Annotated in this window: 17 protein-coding genes and 7 tRNA genes; 9 read left to right on the top strand and 15 right to left on the bottom strand. The window is 62.0% G+C overall.

The window, feature by feature from the left end:
• Positions 1-3: 3 nt before the first annotated feature.
• Together LGQ10_RS08820 and LGQ10_RS08825 are read left to right on the top strand one after the other, a co-directional pair.
• On the top strand, positions 4-894 hold the full coding sequence (locus LGQ10_RS08820; protein ID WP_226525322.1) for a LysR family transcriptional regulator: 891 nt from the start codon (positions 4-6) through the stop codon (positions 892-894).
• Positions 895-973: 79 nt separating this feature from the next.
• Complete coding sequence (locus LGQ10_RS08825; RefSeq protein WP_226525323.1) at positions 974-4,252, top strand: EAL domain-containing protein; 3,279 nt, start codon at positions 974-976, stop codon at positions 4,250-4,252.
• A 48-nt stretch (positions 4,253-4,300) separates the two neighbouring features.
• Here the strand turns inward: LGQ10_RS08825 and LGQ10_RS08830 are convergent, their stop codons facing one another.
• The 12 genes from LGQ10_RS08830 to uvrB form a co-directional block, all read right to left on the bottom strand.
• A complete protein-coding gene (locus tag LGQ10_RS08830) occupies positions 4,301-4,747 on the bottom strand; it encodes an Hsp20 family protein (protein ID WP_226525324.1) in 447 nt (148 codons plus the stop codon).
• Positions 4,748-4,860: 113 nt separating this feature from the next.
• Positions 4,861-5,820, bottom strand: coding sequence for a tRNA dihydrouridine synthase (locus tag LGQ10_RS08835; RefSeq protein ID WP_226525325.1), 960 nt, complete (start codon positions 5,818-5,820; stop codon positions 4,861-4,863).
• A gap of 128 nt (positions 5,821-5,948) precedes the next feature.
• On the bottom strand, positions 5,949-6,383 hold the full coding sequence (locus LGQ10_RS08840) for an acyl-CoA thioesterase (protein WP_058438400.1): 435 nt from the start codon (positions 6,381-6,383) through the stop codon (positions 5,949-5,951).
• Between the two features lie 211 nt (positions 6,384-6,594).
• Entirely contained in the window at positions 6,595-7,134 is a 540-nt protein-coding gene (locus tag LGQ10_RS08845) for a TetR/AcrR family transcriptional regulator (RefSeq protein WP_058438403.1), read from the bottom strand.
• Between the two features lie 184 nt (positions 7,135-7,318).
• A tRNA-Glu gene (locus tag LGQ10_RS08850) sits at positions 7,319-7,394 on the bottom strand.
• Positions 7,395-7,472: 78 nt separating this feature from the next.
• Positions 7,473-7,548: transfer RNA gene (locus tag LGQ10_RS08855), tRNA-Ala, on the bottom strand.
• A 53-nt stretch (positions 7,549-7,601) separates the two neighbouring features.
• Positions 7,602-7,677 (bottom strand) — tRNA-Glu (locus LGQ10_RS08860).
• 79 nt (positions 7,678-7,756) lie between these two features.
• A tRNA-Ala gene (locus tag LGQ10_RS08865) sits at positions 7,757-7,832 on the bottom strand.
• 53 nt (positions 7,833-7,885) lie between these two features.
• Positions 7,886-7,961 (bottom strand) — tRNA-Glu (locus tag LGQ10_RS08870).
• Positions 7,962-8,039: 78 nt separating this feature from the next.
• Positions 8,040-8,115 (bottom strand) — tRNA-Ala (locus LGQ10_RS08875).
• A 278-nt stretch (positions 8,116-8,393) separates the two neighbouring features.
• Complete coding sequence (gltX, locus tag LGQ10_RS08880; RefSeq protein ID WP_226525326.1) at positions 8,394-9,875, bottom strand: glutamate--tRNA ligase; 1,482 nt, start codon at positions 9,873-9,875, stop codon at positions 8,394-8,396.
• Positions 9,876-10,058: 183 nt separating this feature from the next.
• Positions 10,059-12,074: an excinuclease ABC subunit UvrB gene (uvrB, locus tag LGQ10_RS08885; protein ID WP_058436730.1), complete on the bottom strand. Its 2,016-nt coding sequence runs from the start codon at positions 12,072-12,074 to the stop codon at positions 10,059-10,061.
• Between the two features lie 336 nt (positions 12,075-12,410).
• Here uvrB and LGQ10_RS08890 point away from each other — a divergent pair, with 336 nt between their 5' ends.
• From LGQ10_RS08890 to LGQ10_RS08910, 5 genes are all read left to right on the top strand, one after another.
• Positions 12,411-13,607 (top strand): amino acid aminotransferase, encoded by a 1,197-nt coding sequence (locus LGQ10_RS08890; protein WP_058436447.1) that lies wholly within the window; start codon positions 12,411-12,413, stop codon positions 13,605-13,607.
• A 127-nt stretch (positions 13,608-13,734) separates the two neighbouring features.
• On the top strand, positions 13,735-13,932 hold the full coding sequence (locus LGQ10_RS08895; RefSeq protein WP_226525327.1) for a hypothetical protein: 198 nt from the start codon (positions 13,735-13,737) through the stop codon (positions 13,930-13,932).
• An 87-nt stretch (positions 13,933-14,019) separates the two neighbouring features.
• Positions 14,020-14,095 (top strand) — tRNA-Asn (locus tag LGQ10_RS08900).
• Between the two features lie 575 nt (positions 14,096-14,670).
• Entirely contained in the window at positions 14,671-15,825 is a 1,155-nt protein-coding gene (locus LGQ10_RS08905; RefSeq protein WP_226525328.1) for an MFS transporter, read from the top strand.
• Between the two features lie 95 nt (positions 15,826-15,920).
• Entirely contained in the window at positions 15,921-16,502 is a 582-nt protein-coding gene (locus LGQ10_RS08910; protein WP_058436449.1) for a hypothetical protein, read from the top strand.
• Positions 16,503-16,548: 46 nt separating this feature from the next.
• Here the strand turns inward: LGQ10_RS08910 and LGQ10_RS08915 are convergent, their stop codons facing one another.
• Positions 16,549-18,084 carry a nucleobase:cation symporter-2 family protein gene (locus LGQ10_RS08915; protein ID WP_058436450.1) on the bottom strand — a complete coding sequence of 512 codons (1,536 nt, stop codon included), beginning with the start codon at positions 18,082-18,084 and terminating at the stop codon, positions 16,549-16,551.
• Positions 18,085-18,461: 377 nt separating this feature from the next.
• On the bottom strand, positions 18,462-19,286 hold the full coding sequence (locus LGQ10_RS08920) for an arylamine N-acetyltransferase family protein (protein WP_226526119.1): 825 nt from the start codon (positions 19,284-19,286) through the stop codon (positions 18,462-18,464).
• Between the two features lie 240 nt (positions 19,287-19,526).
• On the opposite strand from LGQ10_RS08920, the gene LGQ10_RS08925 reads away from it, so the two are divergent.
• Together LGQ10_RS08925 and LGQ10_RS08930 are read left to right on the top strand one after the other, a co-directional pair.
• The gene (locus LGQ10_RS08925; RefSeq protein ID WP_058436451.1) at positions 19,527-20,111 is read left to right on the top strand and encodes a GNAT family N-acetyltransferase; all 585 of its coding nucleotides are present in this window, start codon (positions 19,527-19,529) and stop codon (positions 20,109-20,111) included.
• A 30-nt stretch (positions 20,112-20,141) separates the two neighbouring features.
• Entirely contained in the window at positions 20,142-20,666 is a 525-nt protein-coding gene (locus LGQ10_RS08930) for a GNAT family N-acetyltransferase (RefSeq protein WP_058436452.1), read from the top strand.
• A 3-nt stretch (positions 20,667-20,669) separates the two neighbouring features.
• On the opposite strand, the gene LGQ10_RS08935 is transcribed toward LGQ10_RS08930, so the two are convergent.
• Positions 20,670-22,226 (bottom strand): sensor domain-containing diguanylate cyclase, encoded by a 1,557-nt coding sequence (locus LGQ10_RS08935; RefSeq protein WP_226525329.1) that lies wholly within the window; start codon positions 22,224-22,226, stop codon positions 20,670-20,672.
• Positions 22,227-22,302: the final 76 nt, after the last annotated feature.

A 22,302-nucleotide genomic window follows, 5' to 3' on the forward strand; every position in this document is an offset into this window, starting at 1 on the left:
AAAATGGACCTGGCCAACCTCAATGCCTTCATCGCCATTGCCGAGACCGGCAGCTTTTCCGGTGCCGGCGAACGCCTGCACCTGACCCAGCCGGCCATCAGCAAGCGCATCGCGGGGCTGGAACAGCAACTCAACGTGCGGCTGTTCGATCGCCTGGGTCGCGAAATCGGTCTCACCGAAGCCGGCAGGGCCCTTTTGCCCCGGGCCTACCAGATCATCAATGTGCTGGACGATACTCGCCGGGCCTTGACCAACCTCACCGGCGAAGTCAGCGGCCGCCTGACGCTGGCCACCAGCCATCACATCGGCCTGCATCGCCTGCCGCCCCTGCTGCGGGCCTACACCCGGCGTTATCCCCAAGTGGCCCTGGACATCCAGTTCCTTGACTCGGAGGTGGCCTATGAAGAGATTCTCCATGGCCGCGCCGAATTGGCGGTGATCACCCTGGCTCCCGAGCCCCACAGCCTGGTCAAGGCCACAGCCGTATGGGATGACCCGCTGGACTTCGTCGCCGCCCCGGAGCATCCGCTGGTCAGCAATGGCCAGGTCAGTCTGGCGGATATCGCCCTGCACCCGGCGGTTTTCCCGGGCGGCAACACCTTCACCCACCATATCGTCCAGCGCCTGTTCGAGGCCCAGGGCCTGGCACCGAACATCGCCATGAGCACTAACTATCTGGAAACTATAAAGATGATGGTTTCCATCGGCCTGGCCTGGAGCGTACTACCGCGCACCATGCTCGACGAACAGGTGGCGCGCATCCCTTTACCGGGCATACAGCTACACCGCCAGCTAGGCTATATCCTGCACACCGAACGGACGCTGTCGAATGCTGCGCGGGCTTTCATGGCCTTATTGGACGCACAGGTCGATTGGCCAGGGAACCCGGCATAGTATTTCGGGTATTGCCCGTGCCCTGTCGCCCCATGAACCCTCGCGCCAAACGAACTCCTCAGCACAAGGCCTGATAGCCATGCCCAAACCCGCTGACCGCATTCCGCCCATGCCGCGCATCCATGCCGTCGACCCCAGGGAGTCGGAACAGAGCTGGGAAAGTGCGCCACAACTGCTTGCCGCGCTCAATGGCGCAAGGCTGGGGGCCTGGTATTGGGATATCGAGAGCGGGCAAATCAGCTGGTCCCGAGGCACCCAGGCGCTGTTCGGCTTCGATCCGCGCCACCCCTTGCCGGAAAACCTCGAATACCTCGACCTGTTGCCCATCGAGGACCGGGCCAGGACCGTGCGCGCCTTCCACTCGGTGCTGGCCGGCGCCCCCCTGGAGCACGCCATGCACCACCGCATCCGCTGGCCGGACGGCAGCCTGCACTGGCTGGAAATCAACGGCAGCGTGCTGCCGGACAAGCACGGCAAGCCACGGATGATCGGAGTGATCCGCGAAATCACCCACCAGCGCCAGCGCGAAGAGGCCCTCAGCAGTTCGGAAAAGCGGTTTGCCACGCTGTTCCACCTGTGCCCCAACATGGTGCTGCTGACTCGCCTCGAAGACGGCCTGATCAGCGAGGCCAACCAGTACTTCGAAAGCCAGTTCGGCTGGCCCGCCGAGCATGTGATCGGCCGCACCACCCTGGAAATCGGCTTGTGGGTCAACCCCGAGCAACGCGCCCAACTGATCAAGGCCGTGCAGAAGAAAGGCCAGGCCGCCAGCCTCGAAGTGCAGTTGCGCGCCAGTAACGGGCAGATTCATGACGGCATCCTCAGCGCCCAGAAAGTCGAACTGGAGGGCAAGGCCTTCCTGCTCAGCACCTTTCTCGATACCAGCGAACGCAAGCACGCCGAACAGGCCCTCAAGGACAGCCAGGAACGCCTGGACCTGGCCCTGGATTCGGCACAACTGGGCACCTGGGACTGGCATATCCCCAGCGGCATGCTCTACGGCTCGGCCCGGGCCGCGCAACTGCACGGCCTGGAACCTGCGCCCTTCCACGAATCCTTCGACGCCTTCTTCGAGGGCGTCCCCACCGAAGAACGCAACTCCATGCGCGACGCCTACCGCAGCTTGCGCGAAGGCCCGGCGGGCAACTACCAACTGACCTATCGAGTGCAACTGGCCGATGGCAGCTCGCGCTACCTGGAAAGCCGTGCCCGCCTGTATCGCGACGAGCAGGGCAACCCGCTGCGCATGGCCGGGACCCTGCTGGACATCACCGAGCAGGTGGAACGCGAGCAACGCCTGATCACCTCCGAAGAGAAATTCGCCAGTCTGTTCCAGGTCAGCCCCGACCCGATCTGCGTGACCCTGCTGGAAACCGGCCAGTTCATCGAGATCAACTCCAGCTTCACCCAGACCTTCGGCTGGACCCTGGACGAAGTGATCGATCACAGCGCCGAACAGATCGGCCTCTGGGAAGATCCTGCGCCACGCCTGCGACGGATCGAACAGGTGATCCGCGAGCAAGCCCTGAACAACGTGGCGGTGGTGGTCAACCACAAGGACGGTCAACCGCTGACCTGCATCATTTCCAGCCGCCAGATCACCGTGGACAAACAGCCATGCATCGTCACCACCCTGCGTGACATCACCCAGCAGCAACGCTCGGAGGCGGCGCTCAAGGCCAGCGAGGAGAAATTCGCCAAGGCGTTTCACTCCAGCCCCGACGCGATCATCATCACCGAGCGTGATACCGGCCGTTACCTGGAAGTCAACGATGGATTCTGTCGCCTGACCGGCTACCGCACCGACGAAGTGATCGGCCATACCCTGTACCAGATCGACATCTGGGCCGAGGAGGCGCAGTTGGCCACGCTCCTGGCAGAGCTCAAGCTCAAGGGGCGGGTGCACCACCTGGAAATGCTCGGACGCAACAAGCGCGGGGAAATCTTCACGCTCGAGGTTTCGGTGGAGCCGATCACCCTCAATGAAACCCCTTGCCTGCTGCTCACCGCACGGGATGTCAGCCTGCTCAAGAACGCCCAGGCGCAGATTCGCCACCTGGCCTACCACGACCCGCTGACCAACCTGCCCAACCGCGCACTGCTGATGGACCGCCTGAGCCAGCAGATCGCCCTGCTAAAGCGCCATAACCTGCGCGGCGCCCTGCTGTTCCTCGACCTGGACCACTTCAAGCATATCAACGACTCCCTCGGGCATCCGGTGGGCGATACGGTGCTGAAGATCATCACTGCACGACTGGAAGCCAGCGTGCGCATGGAGGACACGGTGGCGCGCCTGGGGGGCGATGAGTTCGTGGTCCTGCTCAGCGGCCTGGAGGGCACACGCAATGAGGTCAGCGAACAGGTCCGGCACCTGGCGGGCACCCTGCGCGAACTGCTGTCGGAGCCGATGTTTCTCGACGGCCAGCGCCTGCAGGTAACGCCCAGCATCGGCGTGGCGCTGATCCCCGACCATGGCTCGACCCCTACCGACCTGCTCAAGCGCGCCGACATTGCCCTGTATCGCGCCAAGGATTCCGGGCGCAACACCACGCAGATGTACCACAACACCATGCAGAAGGCCGCCAGCGAACGCCTGCGCATGGAAACCGACCTGCGCCTGGCCCTGTCCCGCGGCGAGTTCAGCGTGCACTTCCAGCCCCAGGTGGATGCCCGCGACAACCGCATCATCGGCGCCGAGGCGCTGGTGCGCTGGCAGCACCCGGAGCTCGGGGCACAGTCACCGACCGAGTTCATCAAGGTGCTCGAAGACAGCGGGCTGATCCTCGAAGTGGGCACCTGGATCCTCGACGAATCCTGCCTGGCCTTCAGCCGACTGATCGAGGAAGGCCTGGTGAATCCACACCAGTTCAGCCTGTGCGTGAACATCAGCCCCCGACAGTTCCGCCAGAACGATTTTGTCGAAAGGATCGAACACAGCCTGTCGGCTTATGCCCTGCCCTCGTCGCTGCTGAAACTGGAGATTACCGAGGGCATCGTGATCCAGAACCTGGAAGACACCATCAGCAAGATGCGCCGCCTGAAAAAACTCGGGGTCAGCTTCGCCATGGACGATTTCGGCACGGGCTACTCATCCTTGACCTACCTCAAGCGGCTACCGGTGGACACGCTGAAGATCGACCAGTCCTTCGTCCGCGATGCCACCCATGACCCCAACGATGCGGAAATCATCCGGGCCATTGTCGCCATGGCCCGCAGCCTGGAACTGAAAGTGATCGCCGAGGGCGTCGAGACCCCACAGCAACTGGAATTCCTGCGGGGCCTTGAGTGCCACCTGTACCAGGGCTATCTGCACAGCCGGCCATTACCCCTGGGCGAATTCAAGAAACTGCTGGAATGACAGGCACAAAAAAGGGCGCCACCGGGGCGCCCTTTTCTTGCAGCGGTCTTAGTGCTGCAGAGCCGGCTGCTGCACACCGTTGATCGGGATGCGCTTGGCTTTGGCTTCTTCCGGCACGACCCGCAGCAGGTCGATATTCAACAGACCATTGCTCAGGGCTGCGGCCTTGACCTCGATATGGTCGGCCAGGCGGAAGGACAGCTTGAATGCACGCTGGGCGATGCCCTGGTGCAGGTAGGTGACGCTTTCATTGGCATCGCGCTTGCCACCGCTCACGGTCAACACGCCTTTCTCCACTTGCAGCTCCAGGTCTTCTTCCTGGAAGCCGGCAGCGGCGACGACGATACGGTATTGATCGTCGGCGTGTTTTTCAACGTTGTAGGGTGGGTAGCTGCTGCCGGGTTCGTTGCGCAGTGCCGATTCGAACAGGTCGTTGAAACGGTCGAAGCCGACAGAGGAACGGAACAGCGGAGCCAGGGAAAATGCAGTACTCATGGGTAAATCTCCTGATATTCAGCGAGTGGTTATCTACGCGACCCGAATTCGGCATCGCGTACCCAAGAGATAAGGACCACCCCCGGCATTTCAAGAGGCATCGGCGGATTTTTTCAGGCCGCTTCGCTACACGGTATGCCCAGGAGCCTGCCGACCTGGTCCAGCTCGGTTTCCCGGCGCAGCGCGGTAAACAGCTCGACCGCTTCAGGGTAATTGCGAGTCAGCATCGCCAACCATTGCTTCAAGCGTCCCGGCGCCGAGCGAGGCGTCAACTGCACCACCACCTGTGCCCAGAAGTCATGGAGCAATGGCAGCAACTCATTCCAGGACATCGCCACCACCTCTTCACCAGCCCTGGCCGCAGCGATCTGCCGTGCCAGGTCCGGACGCGAGACCAGCCCGCGCCCCAGCATGATGTCCTCGACACCACTGATTTCCCGGCAGCGCCGCCAATCCTCGACGCTCCAGATATCACCATTGGCGAACACCGGCACCCTGACCACTTCCTGAACCCGGGGAATCCACTCCCAGTGGGCTGGCGGCTTGTAGCCATCGACCTTGGTTCGTGCGTGCACCACGATGTGCTCGGCCCCCCCCTCGGCCAGCGCTGTAGCACACACCAGGGAACCATCCGGGCTGTCGAAACCCAGGCGCATCTTCGCCGTGACCGGGATATGTGCTGGAACTGCCCGACGCACATGCTCGACGATCTGGTTGAGCAATTCGGGCTCCTTGAGCAGTACGGCCCCCCCGCGGGACTTGTTGACCGTCTTGGCTGGGCAGCCGAAGTTCAGGTCGATGACCTCACTGCCCAGCTCACAGGCCAGCGCAGCGTTTTCCGCCAGGCAGACCGGATCGGAGCCAAGCAACTGCACGCGCAGCGGCACACCAGCGGCAGTCTGCGCCCCTTCCAGCAACTCGGGTGCAAGCTTGTGGAAATAAGCAGGCGTCAGCAGGCGGTCGTTGACACGGATGAACTCGGTGACACACCAGTCGATCCCGCCAACACGGGTCAGTACATCGCGCAGGATGTTGTCGACCAGACCCTCCATGGGCGCCAGGGCAATTTGCATGAAACACACTCGACGAATACGGGCAAAAAAACGGGCGTCAGTCTACTGGGTTTCGCTTGCCAACAATACCTTGCAGGCACCGGCAACCGGCGAACGGAAACCGGACGAACCGGCGACGATGGTGGGATTCAGGAGGACTGCAAGGCCGGTCCGTAGCCGTCGAGAAACTCGGCGGGCATTCGCTTGGGCTTGCCGGTGGACAGCTCGATGCAGACAAAGGTGGTTTGAGCCCGCAGCAGCGTAGCACCGTCACTCGGGCGAACCAGCTGAAAACGCCGGGTCATCTTCAGCCGCTGATCCCAATCGACGATCCAGGTGGCCAATTGCAGTTCATCACCCTCGTAGGCTGCGGCCAGATAGTCGATTTCGTGTCGCACCACGGCCATGGCCCGATCCAGGCGACGATACTCGGTCAGATCCAGCCCCAAGCGCTGCGAATGGCGCCAAGCACAGCGCTCCAACCAGGTCACATAGACTGCATTGTTGGCGTGCCCCAAGCCATCGATATCCTCGGCCGCCACCTGCAGATCGATGACGAACGGCGTTGCCAGATCCCAACTCATGCTCGACTCCCGGTCAGATTTTTTGACCGGGGCAGTGTAACGGATGCTCGGCGCGATGGGCGCATAGATCCATTGGCCCGAGCCGCTTCGAACCAGGAAGGCTCTCGCGCAGGCCGGCCAAACCGGGCCTGGATAATCGACTCACCCCCTTGATTGGCCACTCATTCGCGAGGTGAATATGCAGGAGGCAGGCACTCGCGCCAGGGCCAGTTCAGCGTACAGCAGACTTGGCGGCCCGCAGCAAGCGGTCGGACAGCTCTCCCGGCCCCAGGGCTCGAGCCAGGGACAGGCCACCGACCATGAGGGCCATGTCCGCCAGGGCCTTGTCCGTGTCTTCGGGGGTTTCGGCCATTTGCGCCACCATCAGTTCCATGTGCTCGCTCAAAGCCTTGCGAAAGCTGTCCGGCAGACGCCCCAGCTCCCCTACCGACGCCGGGATCGGACACGCCGACTCGGTGGAGTCACGATGTTTGCGCGACAAGTAGAACGCGGCGGTCAGCGCACGACGCTCCTCACCACTCAGGTTGCTATCCATTTCATCAAGAAGATCGCGTCGATGACCGAGCAGCTGGGTGAAGGCCTCCAGCATCAACGCATCCTTGCTCTCGAAATGTGCGTAGAAACCACCGACCGTCAACCCGGCAGCCCCCATCACTTCACCCACGCTAGGCTCCGCCGGACCGCGTTGAATCAACGCAGAACTGGCGGCCTGGAGAATGCGTTGCCGGGTCTGAGCTTTTTTATCGTTCATCGTTGCCTCCGAATATTACGAAAAAAATATTATCCACATAATAATTTTCCGCAAGTCGCTAGCGTGACCGTCGGTCAGAGGGACAAGCAGGGAAAAGAAAAGGAGAAATGGGCTGAACGCCAGAAAAACAAAAGGGCCATTCAATAATCGAATGACCCTTGAAATCCCGCAAAGCGGGCAAACCTGGCGTCCCCTAGGGGACTCGAACCCCTGTTACCGCCGTGAAAGGGCGGTGTCCTAGGCCACTAGACGAAGGGGACACAAACCTTCTATACCACTGACCAGCGCTGAGAACTGGTCGATTCAAGGCCGGTGTGGCCAGGCCTTGAACTGTAAATTGGTGGAGCTAGACGGGATCGAACCGTCGACCTCTTGCATGCCATGCAAGCGCTCTCCCAGCTGAGCTATAGCCCCGGATTTTTCGCCTCGCGGCGCAGCGACATCTTGCAACATCGCTTGTGTGAAACTGGCGTCCCCTAGGGGACTCGAACCCCTGTTACCGCCGTGAAAGGGCGGTGTCCTAGGCCACTAGACGAAGGGGACGCAAACCCTTCTATACCACTGACCAGTGCTGAGAACTGGTCGATTCAAGGCCGGTGTGGCCAGGCCTTGAACTGTAAATTGGTGGAGCTAGACGGGATCGAACCGTCGACCTCTTGCATGCCATGCAAGCGCTCTCCCAGCTGAGCTATAGCCCCGGATTTTTCGCCTCGCGGCGCAGCGACATCTTGCAACATCGCTTGTGTGAAACTGGCGTCCCCTAGGGGACTCGAACCCCTGTTACCGCCGTGAAAGGGCGGTGTCCTAGGCCACTAGACGAAGGGGACACAAACCTTCTATACCACTGACCAGCACTGAGAACTGGTCGATTCAAGGCCAGTGTGGCCAGGCCTTGAACTGTAAATTGGTGGAGCTAGACGGGATCGAACCGTCGACCTCTTGCATGCCATGCAAGCGCTCTCCCAGCTGAGCTATAGCCCCTCGTCGGTGAGGACGGGGCGAATCTTAAGGGGCGTTCGCAAGGCTGTCAATTTTTTTTCAGCTTTTTGAAAAAAAATTTGCCGGGATAACAATCACTTACCACCCCACCCTGAAAAACCGGGCGTTTGCGCCCTCCCCGACTTACGCCGACTCCCTCAAAAATGCCGGCGCAGGCCAGGAGAAAACCAGGTTGCAGTGATCAATTCGCCTATTGCCCGACGCTCAAGCGTAGCTGAAAAGGTCACCGCCCCTGGCAATGGGCGCTTGGCCAGGCCACCTCAGGCGATGGTGCCCAGCAGCTTCTCCCATTCCTTGTTCTCTTTCTTCGACACGCCACCGAGCAAGTCGAGGGCCTGGCGCAGGCGGAAGCGGGTCAGGTCCGGACCAAGGATTTCCATGGCATCGAGCACCGATACCGAACTGGCTTGGCCAGTGATGGCGGCGAACATCAGCGGCATGGCATCGCGCAGCTTCAACTCCAGGGACTCGACCACCGCCTGGATGGTCGCGGTGATGCTGTCTTTTTCCCACTGACGCAGGCTTTCGAGCTTCCACAGGATCAACTGCATCAGCTGGCGCACCTGATCACCGGACAGCTTCTTGGACTCGAACAACTTGGCATCCGGGCTCACACCACCGGCGAAGAAGAAGCCGGCCAACGGTGCGATCTGGCTGAAGGTTTCCACCCGGCCCTGGACATGGGGAGCGATCTTCATTAGGTATTCGGGGTTCAGCGCCCAGGTCTGCACCCGCTTGGCGAACTCGTCGACAGGCAAGTCACGCAGCCACTGGCCGTTGAGCCACGACAGCTTCTCGACATCGAAGATCGGTCCGCCGAGGGAAACCCGCGACAGGTCGAAATTGTCGACCATTTCCTGCAGGGAGAACTTCTCGCGCTCATCCGGCATCGACCAGCCCATGCGCCCCAGGTAATTGAGCATGGCCTCGGGCATGAACCCCATACGCTCGTAGAAGGTTACCGAGGTCGGGTTCTTGCGCTTGGACAGCTTGCTCTTGTCCGGGTTGCGCAGCAGCGGCATGTAGCACAGCTGCGGCTGCTCCCAGCCAAAGTATTCGTAGAGCAGGATCAGCTTTGGCGCCGAAGGCAGCCACTCTTCACCGCGTAGCACGTGGGTGATGCCCATCAGATGATCATCGACCACGTTGGCCAGGAAGTAGGTCGGCAGGCCGTCGGTCTTCATCAAGACCTGCATGTCCATGCGATCCCATGGGATCTCGACATCGCCACGCAACATGTCCGGCACCACGCAGACGCCCTCGCTAGGCACCTTCATGCGGATCACGTGGGGTTCACCGGCAGCCAGGCGCTGGGCCACTTCTTCCTTGGAGAGCAACAACGCACGCCCGTCGTAACGCGGGGTTTCGCCGCGAGCCATCTGCTCGGCACGCATCTGGTCCAGCTCTTCGGCAGTGCAGAAGCACGGGAAGGCATGGCCCATGTCGACCAACTGCTGGACATACTTCTGGTAGATATCACCACGTTCGCTCTGGCGATACGGACCATGGGGACCGCCGACATCCGGACCTTCGCTCCAGTTGATGCCCAGCCAGCGCAGGGCATCGAAGATCTGCTGCTCGGACTCGCGAGTCGAACGCAACTGGTCGGTGTCCTCGATACGCAGGATGAACTCGCCGCCGTGCTGCTTGGCAAAGCAGTAGTTGAACAAAGCGATGTAAGCAGTACCTACGTGGGGGTCCCCGGTAGGCGATGGCGCGATGCGCGTACGGACGGTGGTCATGGCATGTCTCGAAAGAATAGAAAAGCAAGGAACAAACAAGGGGCGAATGGTAACAGGCGATGCCGGCCAGGCTCCAGTAAGGAGGGCATTTATGCCAAGGTTGCGCCTGCGTCAGGCGCCAGGGCCGGCGAAGCCCACTGAACCGCCGCATTGACCTGCGGCTCGATGGGCTGCACCGCACAGTCAGACGTTGAGCAGGCGCTCGCGCAGCTTGCTGATCTCGTCCCGCATTTGGGCCGCCGCCTCGAACTCCAGATCGCGGGCCAACTGGTACATCTTCTCTTCCAGCTGGCGAATGCGCTTGGTGATCTCGCTCGGCGAGCGCAGCTCGCTTTCGTAGCGGGCGCTCTCCTCGGCCGCCTTGGCCATGCCCTTGCGCTTCTTGCTGCGCGAACCGGGCACGGTGGCGCCTTCCATGATATCGGCGACATCCTTGACCACACCCTTGGGGGTGATGCCATTGGCCAGGTTGAAGGCGATCTGCTTGTCGCGGCGGCGCTCGGTCTCGCCAATCGCCCGCTCCATGGAGCCGGTGATGCGGTCAGCATAGAGAATCGCCCGGCCATTGAGGTTGCGCGCGGCGCGGCCGATGGTCTGGATCAGCGAGCGTTCGGAGCGCAGGAAGCCCTCCTTGTCGGCATCGAGAATCGCCACCAGGGACACTTCCGGCATATCCAGGCCCTCACGCAACAGGTTGATCCCCACCAGCACATCGAAGGTACCCAGGCGCAGGTCGCGGATGATTTCCACCCGCTCCACGGTGTCGATGTCCGAGTGCAGGTAGCGCACGCGCACACCGTGGTCGGCCAGGTAATCGGTCAGGTCTTCGGCCATGCGCTTGGTCAGGGTGGTCACCAGCACCCGCTCTTCCACCGCAACGCGCTTGGTAATTTCCGACAGCAGGTCGTCCACCTGGGTCAGGGCCGGGCGCACTTCCACTTGCGGGTCCACCAGCCCGGTGGGGCGCACCACCTGCTCCACCACGCGGCCGGCGTGTTCGGCCTCATAGTTGCCCGGGGTGGCGGAAACGAAGATGGTCTGCGGACTCACCCCCTCCCACTCGTCAAAACGCATCGGCCGGTTATCCAATGCCGACGGCAAACGGAAGCCGTACTCCACCAGGGTTTCCTTGCGCGAGCGGTCGCCCTTATACATGGCGCCGACCTGGGGCACGCTGACGTGGGATTCGTCGATCACCAGCAAGGCATCCGCCGGCAGGTAGTCATAGAGGGTCGGCGGTGCAGCGCCGGCGGGACGCCCCGAGAGGTAGCGCGAGTAGTTTTCGATGCCGTTGCAGTAGCCCAGTTCGAGGATCATCTCCAGGTCGAAACGGGTGCGCTGCTCCAGACGCTGGGCTTCCACCAGCTTGTTGTTGGAGCGCAGGTATTCCAGGCGCTCCTGCAGCTCCACCTTGATCCCTTCGATCGCATCCAGCAGGGTTTCCCGCGGGGTCACGTAGTGGCTCTTGGGATAGAAGGTGAAGCGCGGCAGCTTGCGGATCACCTCACCGGTCAAGGGGTCGAAGGCGCTGATGCTCTCCACTTCGTCGTCGAACAGCTCGATGCGGATCGCCTCCAGGTCCGATTCCGCCGGGTAGATATCAATCACATCACCGCGCACGCGGAAGGTGGCACGGGCGAAATCCATGTCATTGCGCGTGTATTGCAGGTCCGCCAGGCGCCGCAGCAAGGCCCTCTGGTCGAGCTTGTCACCGCGATCCACGTGCAGAACCATTTTCAGGTAGGTCTCGGGACTGCCCAGACCGTAGATGCAGGAGACCGTGGTGACGATGATTGCGTCCTTGCGCTCCAGCAGCGCCTTGGTCGCGGACAGGCGCATCTGTTCGATATGGTCGTTGATCGAGGCATCCTTCTCGATGAAGGTGTCGGACGATGGCACATAGGCTTCGGGCTGGTAGTAGTCGTAGTAGGAAACGAAGTACTCCACCGCGTTGTTCGGAAAGAACGCCTTGAACTCTCCATACAATTGCGCCGCCAGCGTCTTGTTTGGCGCCAGCACCAGGGTCGGTCGCTGCACCTGCTGGATGACGTTGGCGATGCTGAAGGTCTTGCCCGAGCCCGTCACGCCGAGCAGGGTCTGGTGCGCCAGCCCGGCCTCGATGCCTTCGACCATCAGGCGGATGGCCTCAGGCTGGTCGCCGGCGGGCTGAAAGCGGGTGACGAGCTGGAATTCAGACATAAAGTACCTCTGGTGTCATCGTGCGCGGCGCGACCGGACAGGAATGGGAAAGACCACGTACGACCCAGGTCGCCGAGGAAAAGAGCAGGAATATTCAGAATGTGGAGCCAAATACCACAGCTTTCAAGGTAAAGGTCTTACACCCGCCACCACACCAAATGTTGCAATAAGACTAACGGTCAAAAAATAACGCGAAAAACTTGCCGCAAAAGACCATTAGGCAGTCGCCCGCCGCGATGATGGCCTCTATACTAGCTCCCCGTTTGTGCTCCGCTCTAGTGCATTCGGCTGGAGCGTGACACGTCCCTCCATACTCCATTCAGAGCCGCCGTAAAAATGAGCCTGTTCTCCGCTGTCGAAATGGCACCACGCGATCCAATCCTGGGCCTCAACGAAGCATTCAACGCCGACACCCGCACCGACAAGGTCAACCTTGGCGTGGGCGTGTACTGCAACGAGGAGGGACGCATTCCACTGCTGCGCGCCGTTGTCGAAGCCGAGACGATCCGCGCCGCTCAACACGCCTCCCGTGGCTACCTGCCGATCGATGGCATTGCCGCCTACGACCAGGCGGTCCAGAAACTGCTCTTCGGCAACGACTCGCCACTGCTGGCCGCTGGCCGTGTGGTCACCACCCAGGCCGTCGGCGGCACTGGCGCCCTGAAGATCGGTGCCGATTTCCTCAAGCAGCTGCTGCCAGGTGCCGTGGTCGCCATCAGCGACCCGAGCTGGGAAAACCACCGCGCGCTGTTTGAAACTGCCGGTTTCCCAGTGCAGAACTACCGCTACTATGACGCCGCCACCCACGACGTGAACCGCACCGGCCTGCTGGAAGACCTCAACGCCCTGCCGGCCCAGTCGATCGTGGTACTGCATGCCTGCTGCCACAACCCGACGGGCGTCGACCTGAGCCCACAGGACTGGAAAAACGTCCTGGAAGTGATCAAGGCGAAAAACCTCGTGCCGTTCCTCGACATGGCCTACCAGGGCTTTGGCGACGGCATCGACGAAGATGCCGCGGCCGTGCGCCTGTTTGCCGAGTCGGGCCTGACCTTCTTCGTTTCCAGCTCGTTCTCCAAGTCGTTCTCGCTGTACGGCGAGCGCGTTGGCGCGCTGTCCATCGTCAGCAGCTCGAAGGAAGAAAGCGCTCGCGTGCTGTCCCAGGTCAAGCGCGTGATCCGCACCAACTACTCCAACCCGCCGACTCACGGTGCCACCATCGTCGCCGCCGTACTGAACAATCCGGAACTGCGTGCCCAGTGGGAGCAGGAATTGGCAGAGATGCGCCTGCGGATCCGCGGCATGCGCACCCAGATGGTCGACCTGCTGGCCAAAGGCGCACCACAGCGCGACTTCAGCTTCGTCGGTCGCCAGCGTGGCATGTTCTCCTACTCCGGCCTGACCGTTGAGCAAGTCACTCGCCTGCGCAACGAATTCGGCATCTACGCCCTGGACACTGGTCGCATCTGCGTCGCTGCATTGAACCAGAGCAACATCGGTGTGGTGACCAACGCCATCCTCCAGGTGATCTGATCCACCGCCAGCAATAGAAAAGGGGAAGCCATGAGCTTCCCCTTTTTCATGGGCGCCTGAGACTTTTCCCCTGCCCTGCCCCACACCCTCTAGACTCAAGCCTTGCCCCTGCCGACCGAGACCACCGATGAGAAACGATGACCTGCGGGCCGAACGCGACGACCCCGAACCCTATCTGCCCCACTCGCAGAAGCGTGGGAAGAACCTGGTGCTGCAAATCGCCCTTGGCGTATTCCTGGGCGGCCTGGCCTTGTGGCTGGTGCAACTGGCAGCCACCTCGCTGTTGGCCAAGCTGATGCTCGGCTCCCTGACCCTTGGCGGCTGAGCAAGCCCGATCGGCGCCTGAAGAAAAAATCGGATTTCTCCTTCAGGTGCTTGACTTCCCTTTTTGAATCAGTAAGATACGGCGCATTCCGCGATAGCTCAGTTGGTAGAGCAAGTGACTGTTAATCACTGGGTCCCTGGTTCGAGTCCAGGTCGTGGAGCCAGACAAGGTGCTGGAGAAAGCTTCAAGAATCTCCAGCCCACCCAAAAAACCCGCCTTATGGCGGGTTTTTTCGTTTCGCGATTCTGCCAAGTTCCGCCACTTACCCACTCTCTCAAGGTAAAGCCTGGGATAAAGCTCGGGTCGATCATGGGGTGGCGCCGACCAACCCCGGGCATGCCTGGTTGCTTTGCCGCAAAGGCCTGGCGTAGGCTGTGCGCTTCCTTTTCCAACCAGTCAGACAATGATGTCCGTGTCAGCACAGTCACCGTGCAATTTCTCCTCACTACCTCCTTCGGCCAGCCTGGCCGTTGTCCAGCATGACTGCGCGATCAATCGCCGACGCCGCAGCGTGCTGTTTGCCTTCACCTTCTCCCCGCCCCGGAACCGTCGCTGATCGCGATTGACCCTGGCAACTCGCCACCGAGCAGACCGCTGCCCGCGCCCCATTAGCGCCAGGTCGACGCCTGCAGCCGGGTTCGGTTCGTCCAGCCATCGCCTGTCCAGCGGCCCGCGTCGCGATGCAGGCGCACCCCTGTATTTTTCAGCGCCCGGATCACCAGGCGCAGGTCTCGAGCAATGAACAAAGCCTTGTTAGCCGCCCTGATCCTGGGCATCTCCATCGTCGGCCTGAGCATCGGTTCCACCGTGCCGATCCTGGCCCTGCGCCTGTACCAGGCCGGCGCCTCCAACAACCAGATCGGCCTCATGTCGGCCCTGCCCGCCGCCGGCATGATGCTCTCGGCCTTCCTGGTCAACGGGATGTGCCGGCGCCTGACCCGGCGCCAGATCTACCTGTTGTGTTTCAGCTTGTGCGCCGTGAGCGTGGCCGCACTGGAGTTGCCTGGCATCGGTCTGCACGGCCTGGGAATGGCGCGTATCGCCATGGGCCTGGGCGCAGGGCTGATCATCATCCTCGGGGAAACCTGGGTCAATGAAATGGCCGAGGACACCACCCGCGGACGGCTGGTGGCGGTCTACACCACCTGTTTCACTTTTTTCCAGCTACTGGGGCCGGGCCTGGTCTCGCTGCTGGGCACCGAAGGGCCGATCGTGCTGGCCATCGTCAGTGCCGGCTACGCCGTGGCCATCGCCGTCGTCTGGCTGACCCTGCCACAGGAAGATGCTCCAGCACCCCATGCCGAAAGCCGGACCTTCTCGGTGCTGGGTTTTATCCGCATTGCCCCGGCGCTGTGCGCCGGCATCCTGTTCTTCGCCTTCTTCGACAGCATGGTGCTGTCGCTGTTTCCGGTCTACGCCGCCAACCACGGCTACAGCATCAAGCTCGCCGCATTGATGGTGACCATCATTCTCCTGGGCGATACGGCGTTCCAGTTTCCCCTGGGCTGGCTCTCGGACAAGGTCGGGCGCCCCGGCATCTACCTGGGGTGCGGCATGGTCGCACTGGTGATCGGCCTGGGCCTGCCCCTGCTGATGGACAACCCCGCCCTGCTATGGCCGAGCCTGGTGATCCTCGGGGCGGCAGCCGGCGGAATCTACACCCTGGCCATCGTACTCATCGGGCAATCCTTCAGCGGCGCGGACCTGGTCACCGCCAACGCCAGCGCCGGCCTGCTCTGGGGCATTGGCAGCCTGCTCGGACCGCTGCTCAGCGGCGCAGCCATGAGCGCTGGCAGCCATGGGTTGCCCCTGACTCTATCGGCAGCCGCCACCGTGGTGGTGGTGTTCGCCTGGTCCCTGGTGCGCCAGGGTCAGTTCAAGGTCGCGCAATAACGCCAGCGCTGCCTGGCATGGCCTGTGGTCATTCCCAGGCCGCTTCTTTGTCATTACCATCGCGCCATTCAACCTGCTCATGGAAATCCCTTGCGATGGATCGAAGCCCGCGTCTGTTGCCGCTATGCGGCCTGCTGTTGCTATTGCCCCTGCCAGCCCTGGCCGATACCCCGGTGGATTGCGCCGTCCTGGGCGAAAAAGCCTCGCGGGAGGCCGGCGACTATCGCCCGCCCCTGGAAGCCAAGGTAGTAGGCAACGGACGCCTGCACTTTCACAGCGCACCGCATGCGGCCTGCATGGACAAGAAACTCTTCGTGATTCCCGGCGACGGCCTGACGGTTTACGCCGCTACCGATGACGGCTGGGCCCAGGTCATGTACATCGCCAAGGATGGTGAAGATTACAACGGCTGGGTCGAGGAGCAGCGTCTGAAGCTGGGTGGCCACTACGGCAGTGCCCAGTTGCCGGCGGATGCCACCGCCCTCCTCCAGCGCTACGAAGAATGCCAGCACTTTGCCGGTGAGGAGCCCTACGATGCAGAGCGCCGGGCCGAGCTGGAGAAGGCGGTGAAGGACACCTGTACCGGCCTGGATCGTCAACTTGCGAAGTTGCGTCAGCAGTACAAGGACGACCCCGATGTTCTCCAGGCCCTGGCTCCCCTGGAAAACCTGGAATAACGAAAACCGGCGCCTGGGCGCCGGTATCGATCTGCTGCGCAGATGATCAGTGAGTGGCTTGGGCACTACTGCGAACGGGGCTTGGCGCGGGGCCCTCAGCCCGAGGTTCGGCATCAGAGCCATCGGCCACCAGCGGTACTTCGTTGCCATCGGCGTCGTGCAGCTTGCCGCCACTGAAGTGATCCCCCTCACGCAGCACGGCAATGTCCTGGAAACGCAGGCTGCGCTCGGTACCGGCGACGAACACCGACTGCTGATCGGAGTTGCCGGTAGTGAAATGGTTGAACGCCAGGTTCAGCAGGATCGCCATGATCGCCGACGAACTGATGCCCGAGTGGAAAATCGTCGCGAACCAGCTGGGAAAGTGATCGTAGAAGCTGGGGGCAGCAATGGGGATCATGCCGAAGCCGATGGAGGTGGCGACGATGATCAGGTTCATGTTGTTGCGGTAGTCGACCTTGGACAAGGTGCGAATGCCGCTGGCAGCCACGGTGCCGAACAGCACGATGCCGGCGCCGCCGAGCACCGAGGTCGGAACTGCGGCGATGACCCGCCCCATGAACGGCAACAGGCCGAGGATCACCAGGAACAAGCCACCGGTGGCCACCACGAAGCGGCTCTTGATCCCGGTGACGGCCACCAGCCCGACGTTCTGGGCAAAGGCGCTCTGGGTGAAGGAGCCGAAGATCGGCGCGATCATGCTCGACAGCATGTCGGCCCGCAGGCCATTGCCCAGGCGCTTGGAATCGACCTTGGTGTGGATGATCTCCCCCACCGCCAGGATGTCCGCCGAGGTTTCCACCAGCGTCACCATGACCACGATGCACATCGACAGGATCGCTGCGACATGGAAAGTCGGCATGCCGAAGTGGAACGGCGTGGGCAAGCCGAACATCGGCCCTTGGGTGACCCCCGAAAAGTCCGCCATGCCCAAGAATACCGCGATCACTGTGCCGATGATCATGGCCAGGAGAATCGATAGCCGGGAGATGGCCGCGCTGCCAATCTTGCTGAGCATCAGCACCAGCACCAGGGTAACGGCGGCCAGGCCGATGTTGGACATGCTGCCGAAATCTGGCGCACGGCTATTGCCACCCATGGCCCAGCGCGCTGCCACGGGCATCAGCGTCAAGCCGATGGTGGTGATGACAATACCGGTGACCAGGGGTGGAAAGAACTTGATGATGCGGGAAAACACGGGGGTGATCAGAAGCCCGATCAAGGAGGCGGCGATGACCGCCCCGAGCACCGACTGAAAACCACCCTCGCCGCCACTGGTGACGATCGCCACCATGGTCGACACACCAGCAAAGGAGACCCCCTGCACCAGCGGCAGCCGGCAACCGAAGAACGGCACGCCAAGGGTCTGCAGCAAGGTGGCCAGGCCTCCGGCGAACAGCGAGGCCGCGATCAGCAAGCCAATCTCCGCGGGCGACAGGCCGGCTGCCTGGCCGATGATCAGCGGCACCGCGACGATGCCGCCATACATGGTCAGAACGTGTTGCAGGCCGTAGGCCATGTTCGCGCCAACACCCAAGTTCTCGTCTTCGGGCCGCTGCTGTGAAACCTGAGGGGTAGTCATGGTTTGGAGTTCCCTGTTTTTGTTATGCGCACACTGTATGCAACATCAAAGAGAACTGTCCATTAAATTGTATACAGTTTATCCGCCAAGTCTTGGGCACATTTCCCCTTAGGCCTACTGGCAAAAACGACTTGGACACCCCGTCCAGTGACCTGCTTGCATCGGAAAACCCGGTACAGAGCCCTCGGCTCGCCGACAACGCCCGCCAACGAGTGATAGCACCGTGGGCCCTCAACCCGGCGGGCAACCCGACGAAAAAAGGGCTGATTCGACAAACGAATCAGCCCTGGTTGATCGACCTGCCAGTCAATACGTGAATCGACACCTGGATTCTGTACACAAGAACGGCCGTGCCGTGGCAGCTACCCCGGGGGCGCTCAGGCTCGCAGCAATTGCTCCAGCACCTGTGGCAACTCGCGGTGATCGGGTAGGCGCAAGGCGAATTCATCCTGCAGCAAGCGCATCAGCTCCCCGGCGTCGGTGATCTGCCGCCGCTCGCTGGGCTGGTCCATGCGATGCAGGGCATAGCTGGCGTTGTGCAAGGTATGGCGCACGCCCGGTCCGATGCGCGCCACCATCAACTGGCCGAAAAAGGGCGAAGCCGGATGGGTCGAGACGTACCAGTTGCCCATTTCGTAGTCCACCTCTCCCTGCATTTGCAGGTCGAACACATACATGGCCCGCCATTCGCCCGCGACCTTGGCCCGCAGGGTATAGCTGCCTTCCTGCCGGGTGATGCGATACGGCTCGTGGGGCGTGGCCTGCTCCTGCTCGGTGTCGAGCAGCAAGGGCGCGGTAGGCACCATGCCGCCGAAACCGACATCGACGATATAGCGCCGACCATCGAGCTGCAGCAGCGTCAGCCGATGGCTGCGGGGCGTGAAGGCATCCTCGGGCCCGCCCATCACCACTCGCCCGGTGATCCCCCTGACCTGGTACCCCAGGTGCTGCAGCAACACCATGAAGGTCTGGTTCAGTTCATAACAGTAACCGCCACGCCCCTCACGAAGGATCTTGCGTTCCACCGACGCCAGGTCGATGGGCACCGGGAGCCGCAGCAAGGTCGAGAGGCTTTCGAAGGTGAACCGGCAGACATGGCGCAACTGCAGCTCCCCCAGGGTTTCCAGGGTCGGCGCTGGCGTGTGGTCATAACCGAGGCGCTGCAGGTAAAGGTCGAAGTCCATCAGGTGCGGCTGGCTCATGCACGGGTCCTTGAAATGAGTGTCGCGCAGGGCCGCAGCCATCCGCGCGCCGATCCGTTCGAGCAACGCCAGGCCCTGCATGTCGGGCTTATGTATAAGCCAGAAAGCGCTTTGGCCGACAATCGTTTCGGCTGATATTTTTTATTGCATTGGCCCCGGATTGGCTCTTGCCAGGCATTGCCCGAGCTTCTGTAATAACCGCTTGCCAAGCCCCATCATGCGATCTGGAGAGCGCGCGCCATGCAACCACTGGAAGGCCCACGGATCATCCTGCGCCCCCTGCAAGCCAGCGACGCCGACGCCCTGGTGGATGCGGCCCGGGACGGCGAACTGTGGAACCTGCCCTTTACCGTGGTGCCCTCCCCCAGCACCATCGGCCAATACCTGGCCATTGCGCTGGAAGGCCGCGCCGCCGGCAGCGTGCAGCCCTTCGTCACCCTGTTGCGGGCCACGGGCGAGGTCATCGGCTGCACACGGTTCTGGAAGATCGACCCACTCAATCGCAAGTTGGAGATCGGCAGCACCTGGATCGCCAGTCGCTGGCAACGCAGCTTCGTCAATACCGAGGCCAAGTACCTGATGCTGCGTCATGCCTTCGAGGAAATGGCCTGCGTACGGGTACAATTCACCACCGACGAGATCAACCACACATCCCGGGCAGCCATTTTGCGCCTGGGTGCGCAGCAAGAAGGTATCGTGCGCCATGAGCGCATCATGCCCGACGGGCGCAAGCGCAACTCCGTACGCTTCAGCATCATCGACGACGAATGGCCTGCAGTTTGCCAGCATCTGGAGCAGTTGCTCGGCCAATCCGTCCCGCGCTGAGCACCGGCAATCCACTACAAGGATGCAGTCATGCCCACCCCCCTTTCCTTTCGTCATGGCCGTCACGAGGATGCCCTGTGCATCAGTGGCCTGGCCACCCAGGTGTTCCTCGACACCTACGCCATGGACGGCATGCGCGCCGACCTGGCCGAGGAAGCCTTGCGCGTCTACGCACCGGAACAGTTCCGTGAGCGCCTGGCCGATCCACGGCGGATCCTCCTGCTGGCCGAGCGCGACGGCCATCTGCAAGGATTCGCCGAACTCGCTGCCGGCAACTCCCATGCGCCGTTGCCGCAACTGGCCGATGGCATGGAACTGGTGCGCCTGTATGTACAGCGCCACGCCCACCGGCAAGGCATCGGCCAGGCCCTGCTGGACCAGGCCGAGGACATCGCTCGAGGCCGCCAGGCCAGTTGCCTGTGGCTCACCGCCTGGGAGGGCAACCTGCCCGCCCTGGCCTTTTATCTGGCCCAGGGATACGACGCCGTAGGCCGCACAAGCTACGAGTTCGGCGGCAACAGCTACGGCAACCAGGTGTTCTGCAAGGCCTGGTAACGCTCAGCGATCGGAAGGCTGCAATGGCTGCACCGACAACGCCGAGACCCGGTTGCGGCCAGTGGCCTTGGCCTGGTACAGCGCCGCATCCGCCCGCTCGATGAACACCTCGATGCTGTCGCGCCCGCTGGGAACGAAGGCATAGCAACCCAGGCTGACCGTGACACAACCCGCTGCAGACCCGGAATGGGGAATCTGGCTGACCATGACGCTCTGGCGAATCTGCTCGGCCATGGCCAGGGCCCCCTGGATATCGGTATCAGGCAGCAGCACCGCGAACTCCTCGCCACCATAACGCACGGCCAGATCGGCCTGGCGCTGGCAACAGCCCTGCAGCGCCTGGGCCACTTGTGTCAGGCAATGGTCGCCCGCCACATGCCCATAGGTGTCGTTGTAGAGCTTGAAGTAGTCGATATCGACCATGATCAAGGCCAACGGGCTGCTCTGCCGGGCGCCCCGGCCGAACTCGATCACCAGGGCGCGCTCGAACAACCTTCGATTGGCCAGGCCGGTCAAGCTGTCATGGGTGGCGATCACTTCCAGTGCCTCCTGCGCTTCACGCAGGTCGGCCTCGATCCGTTCGTTGTTGCGTACCTGGTGCACGAATACCCAGCCGAACAACCCCACGCCCAACAGCACCAGGGCCACGATGGCCGTGGACTGGTAGGCCGAGGCGTACCAGCTCTTGAGTATCGCGTCCTTGGAGTTGGCCGCCGCCACCACCAGCGGATAGGCCTGCAACTGGCGATAACCATACAAGCGCGGGACCCCGTCGACGATCGACGTGATCATGGCATTGCCCGCCGTAGCCTCAGGCAGGTACTTGGCGAAGATCTCGCCACGGGCCAGCGAAGCCCCGACCTGGCGCGCCTCGAACGGGCGCCGGGCAATCAGGGTGCCATCGGAGAGCGCGAGGAACATGGCCCCCTGCTCGTCGATGTTGAAGCTTTTGAAGTACTGATCGAAATACGCAAGCTTGATGCCGGCCATCAGCACGCCCTTGAAACTCCCGTTCTCATCATTGATTCGCCGTGAGATGGGGATGATCCACTCGCCATTGGCACGGCTGAGGATCGCCGGGCTGATATGTGCCTGCAACGAGGCGTTCTGCTGATGGAACCTGAAGTAGTCCCGATCCGCCACATCCTTGCCGTGCGGCGAGGCGTTGAAGGAGCTGACCACCCACTGGCCCTGCCGGTCGTAGAGGAACACCCCGCTGAGCTGATTCAGGGCCAGCACCCGCCGGGCGAAGATCTCCTGCAGCCGCTGTTGCTGCCTGGGGCCCTCGCCCAGGGCCTCGATCCACTCGGAGAGGCTCATCAACACCAGGTCGGCCTCCATGAAAGTGTCTTCGGCCTGCTGGGCCATCGCCTGGGTCAGGTTGGTCGAGTTGACCTCCGCCTGGGCCAGGTCATGGCTCCAGGACTGCTCCAACTGCAGGTACAGCAAGCCACACAGGCACAGGAACACCATGGCGATGAAGCCTACCGCCGCCTTGAGCAAGGGCAGGCGTTTCAAGGTGCCATCGAGGGCATGTACTTCGTAGATGGGGACAGGCAATGGGTCGTCCTGACGGGAAAAGGCGTGATCTGCAACGCACATCCCTTTGTTGTTTGCTTGGCTGGCCCAGTCGCCG

This window comes from Pseudomonas sp. L5B5, from assembly GCF_020520285.1.
Lineage (GTDB): Bacteria > Pseudomonadota > Gammaproteobacteria > Pseudomonadales > Pseudomonadaceae > Aquipseudomonas.

Bases quoted from the DNA above. Each gene is read 5' to 3' on its own strand.
- LGQ10_RS08925 (WP_058436451.1), top strand. From the start codon at position 19,527: ATGCAACCACTGGAAGGCCCACGGATCATCCTGCGCCCCCTGCAAGCC.
- LGQ10_RS08845 (WP_058438403.1), bottom strand. From the start codon at position 7,134: ATGAACGATAAAAAAGCTCAGACCCGGCAACGCATTCTCCAGGCCGCC.
- gltX (WP_226525326.1), bottom strand. From the start codon at position 9,875: ATGACCACCGTCCGTACGCGCATCGCGCCATCGCCTACCGGGGACCCC.
- LGQ10_RS08825 (WP_226525323.1), top strand. From the start codon at position 974: ATGCCCAAACCCGCTGACCGCATTCCGCCCATGCCGCGCATCCATGCC.
- LGQ10_RS08895 (WP_226525327.1), top strand. From the start codon at position 13,735: ATGAGAAACGATGACCTGCGGGCCGAACGCGACGACCCCGAACCCTAT.
- LGQ10_RS08835 (WP_226525325.1), bottom strand. From the start codon at position 5,820: ATGCAAATTGCCCTGGCGCCCATGGAGGGTCTGGTCGACAACATCCTG.
- LGQ10_RS08920 (WP_226526119.1), bottom strand. From the start codon at position 19,286: ATGAGCCAGCCGCACCTGATGGACTTCGACCTTTACCTGCAGCGCCTC.
- LGQ10_RS08830 (WP_226525324.1), bottom strand. From the start codon at position 4,747: ATGAGTACTGCATTTTCCCTGGCTCCGCTGTTCCGTTCCTCTGTCGGC.
- LGQ10_RS08915 (WP_058436450.1), bottom strand. From the start codon at position 18,084: ATGACTACCCCTCAGGTTTCACAGCAGCGGCCCGAAGACGAGAACTTG.
- LGQ10_RS08840 (WP_058438400.1), bottom strand. From the start codon at position 6,383: ATGAGTTGGGATCTGGCAACGCCGTTCGTCATCGATCTGCAGGTGGCG.
- uvrB (WP_058436730.1), bottom strand. From the start codon at position 12,074: ATGTCTGAATTCCAGCTCGTCACCCGCTTTCAGCCCGCCGGCGACCAG.
- LGQ10_RS08905 (WP_226525328.1), top strand. From the start codon at position 14,671: ATGAACAAAGCCTTGTTAGCCGCCCTGATCCTGGGCATCTCCATCGTC.
- LGQ10_RS08910 (WP_058436449.1), top strand. From the start codon at position 15,921: ATGGATCGAAGCCCGCGTCTGTTGCCGCTATGCGGCCTGCTGTTGCTA.
- LGQ10_RS08890 (WP_058436447.1), top strand. From the start codon at position 12,411: ATGAGCCTGTTCTCCGCTGTCGAAATGGCACCACGCGATCCAATCCTG.
- LGQ10_RS08930 (WP_058436452.1), top strand. From the start codon at position 20,142: ATGCCCACCCCCCTTTCCTTTCGTCATGGCCGTCACGAGGATGCCCTG.
- LGQ10_RS08820 (WP_226525322.1), top strand. From the start codon at position 4: ATGGACCTGGCCAACCTCAATGCCTTCATCGCCATTGCCGAGACCGGC.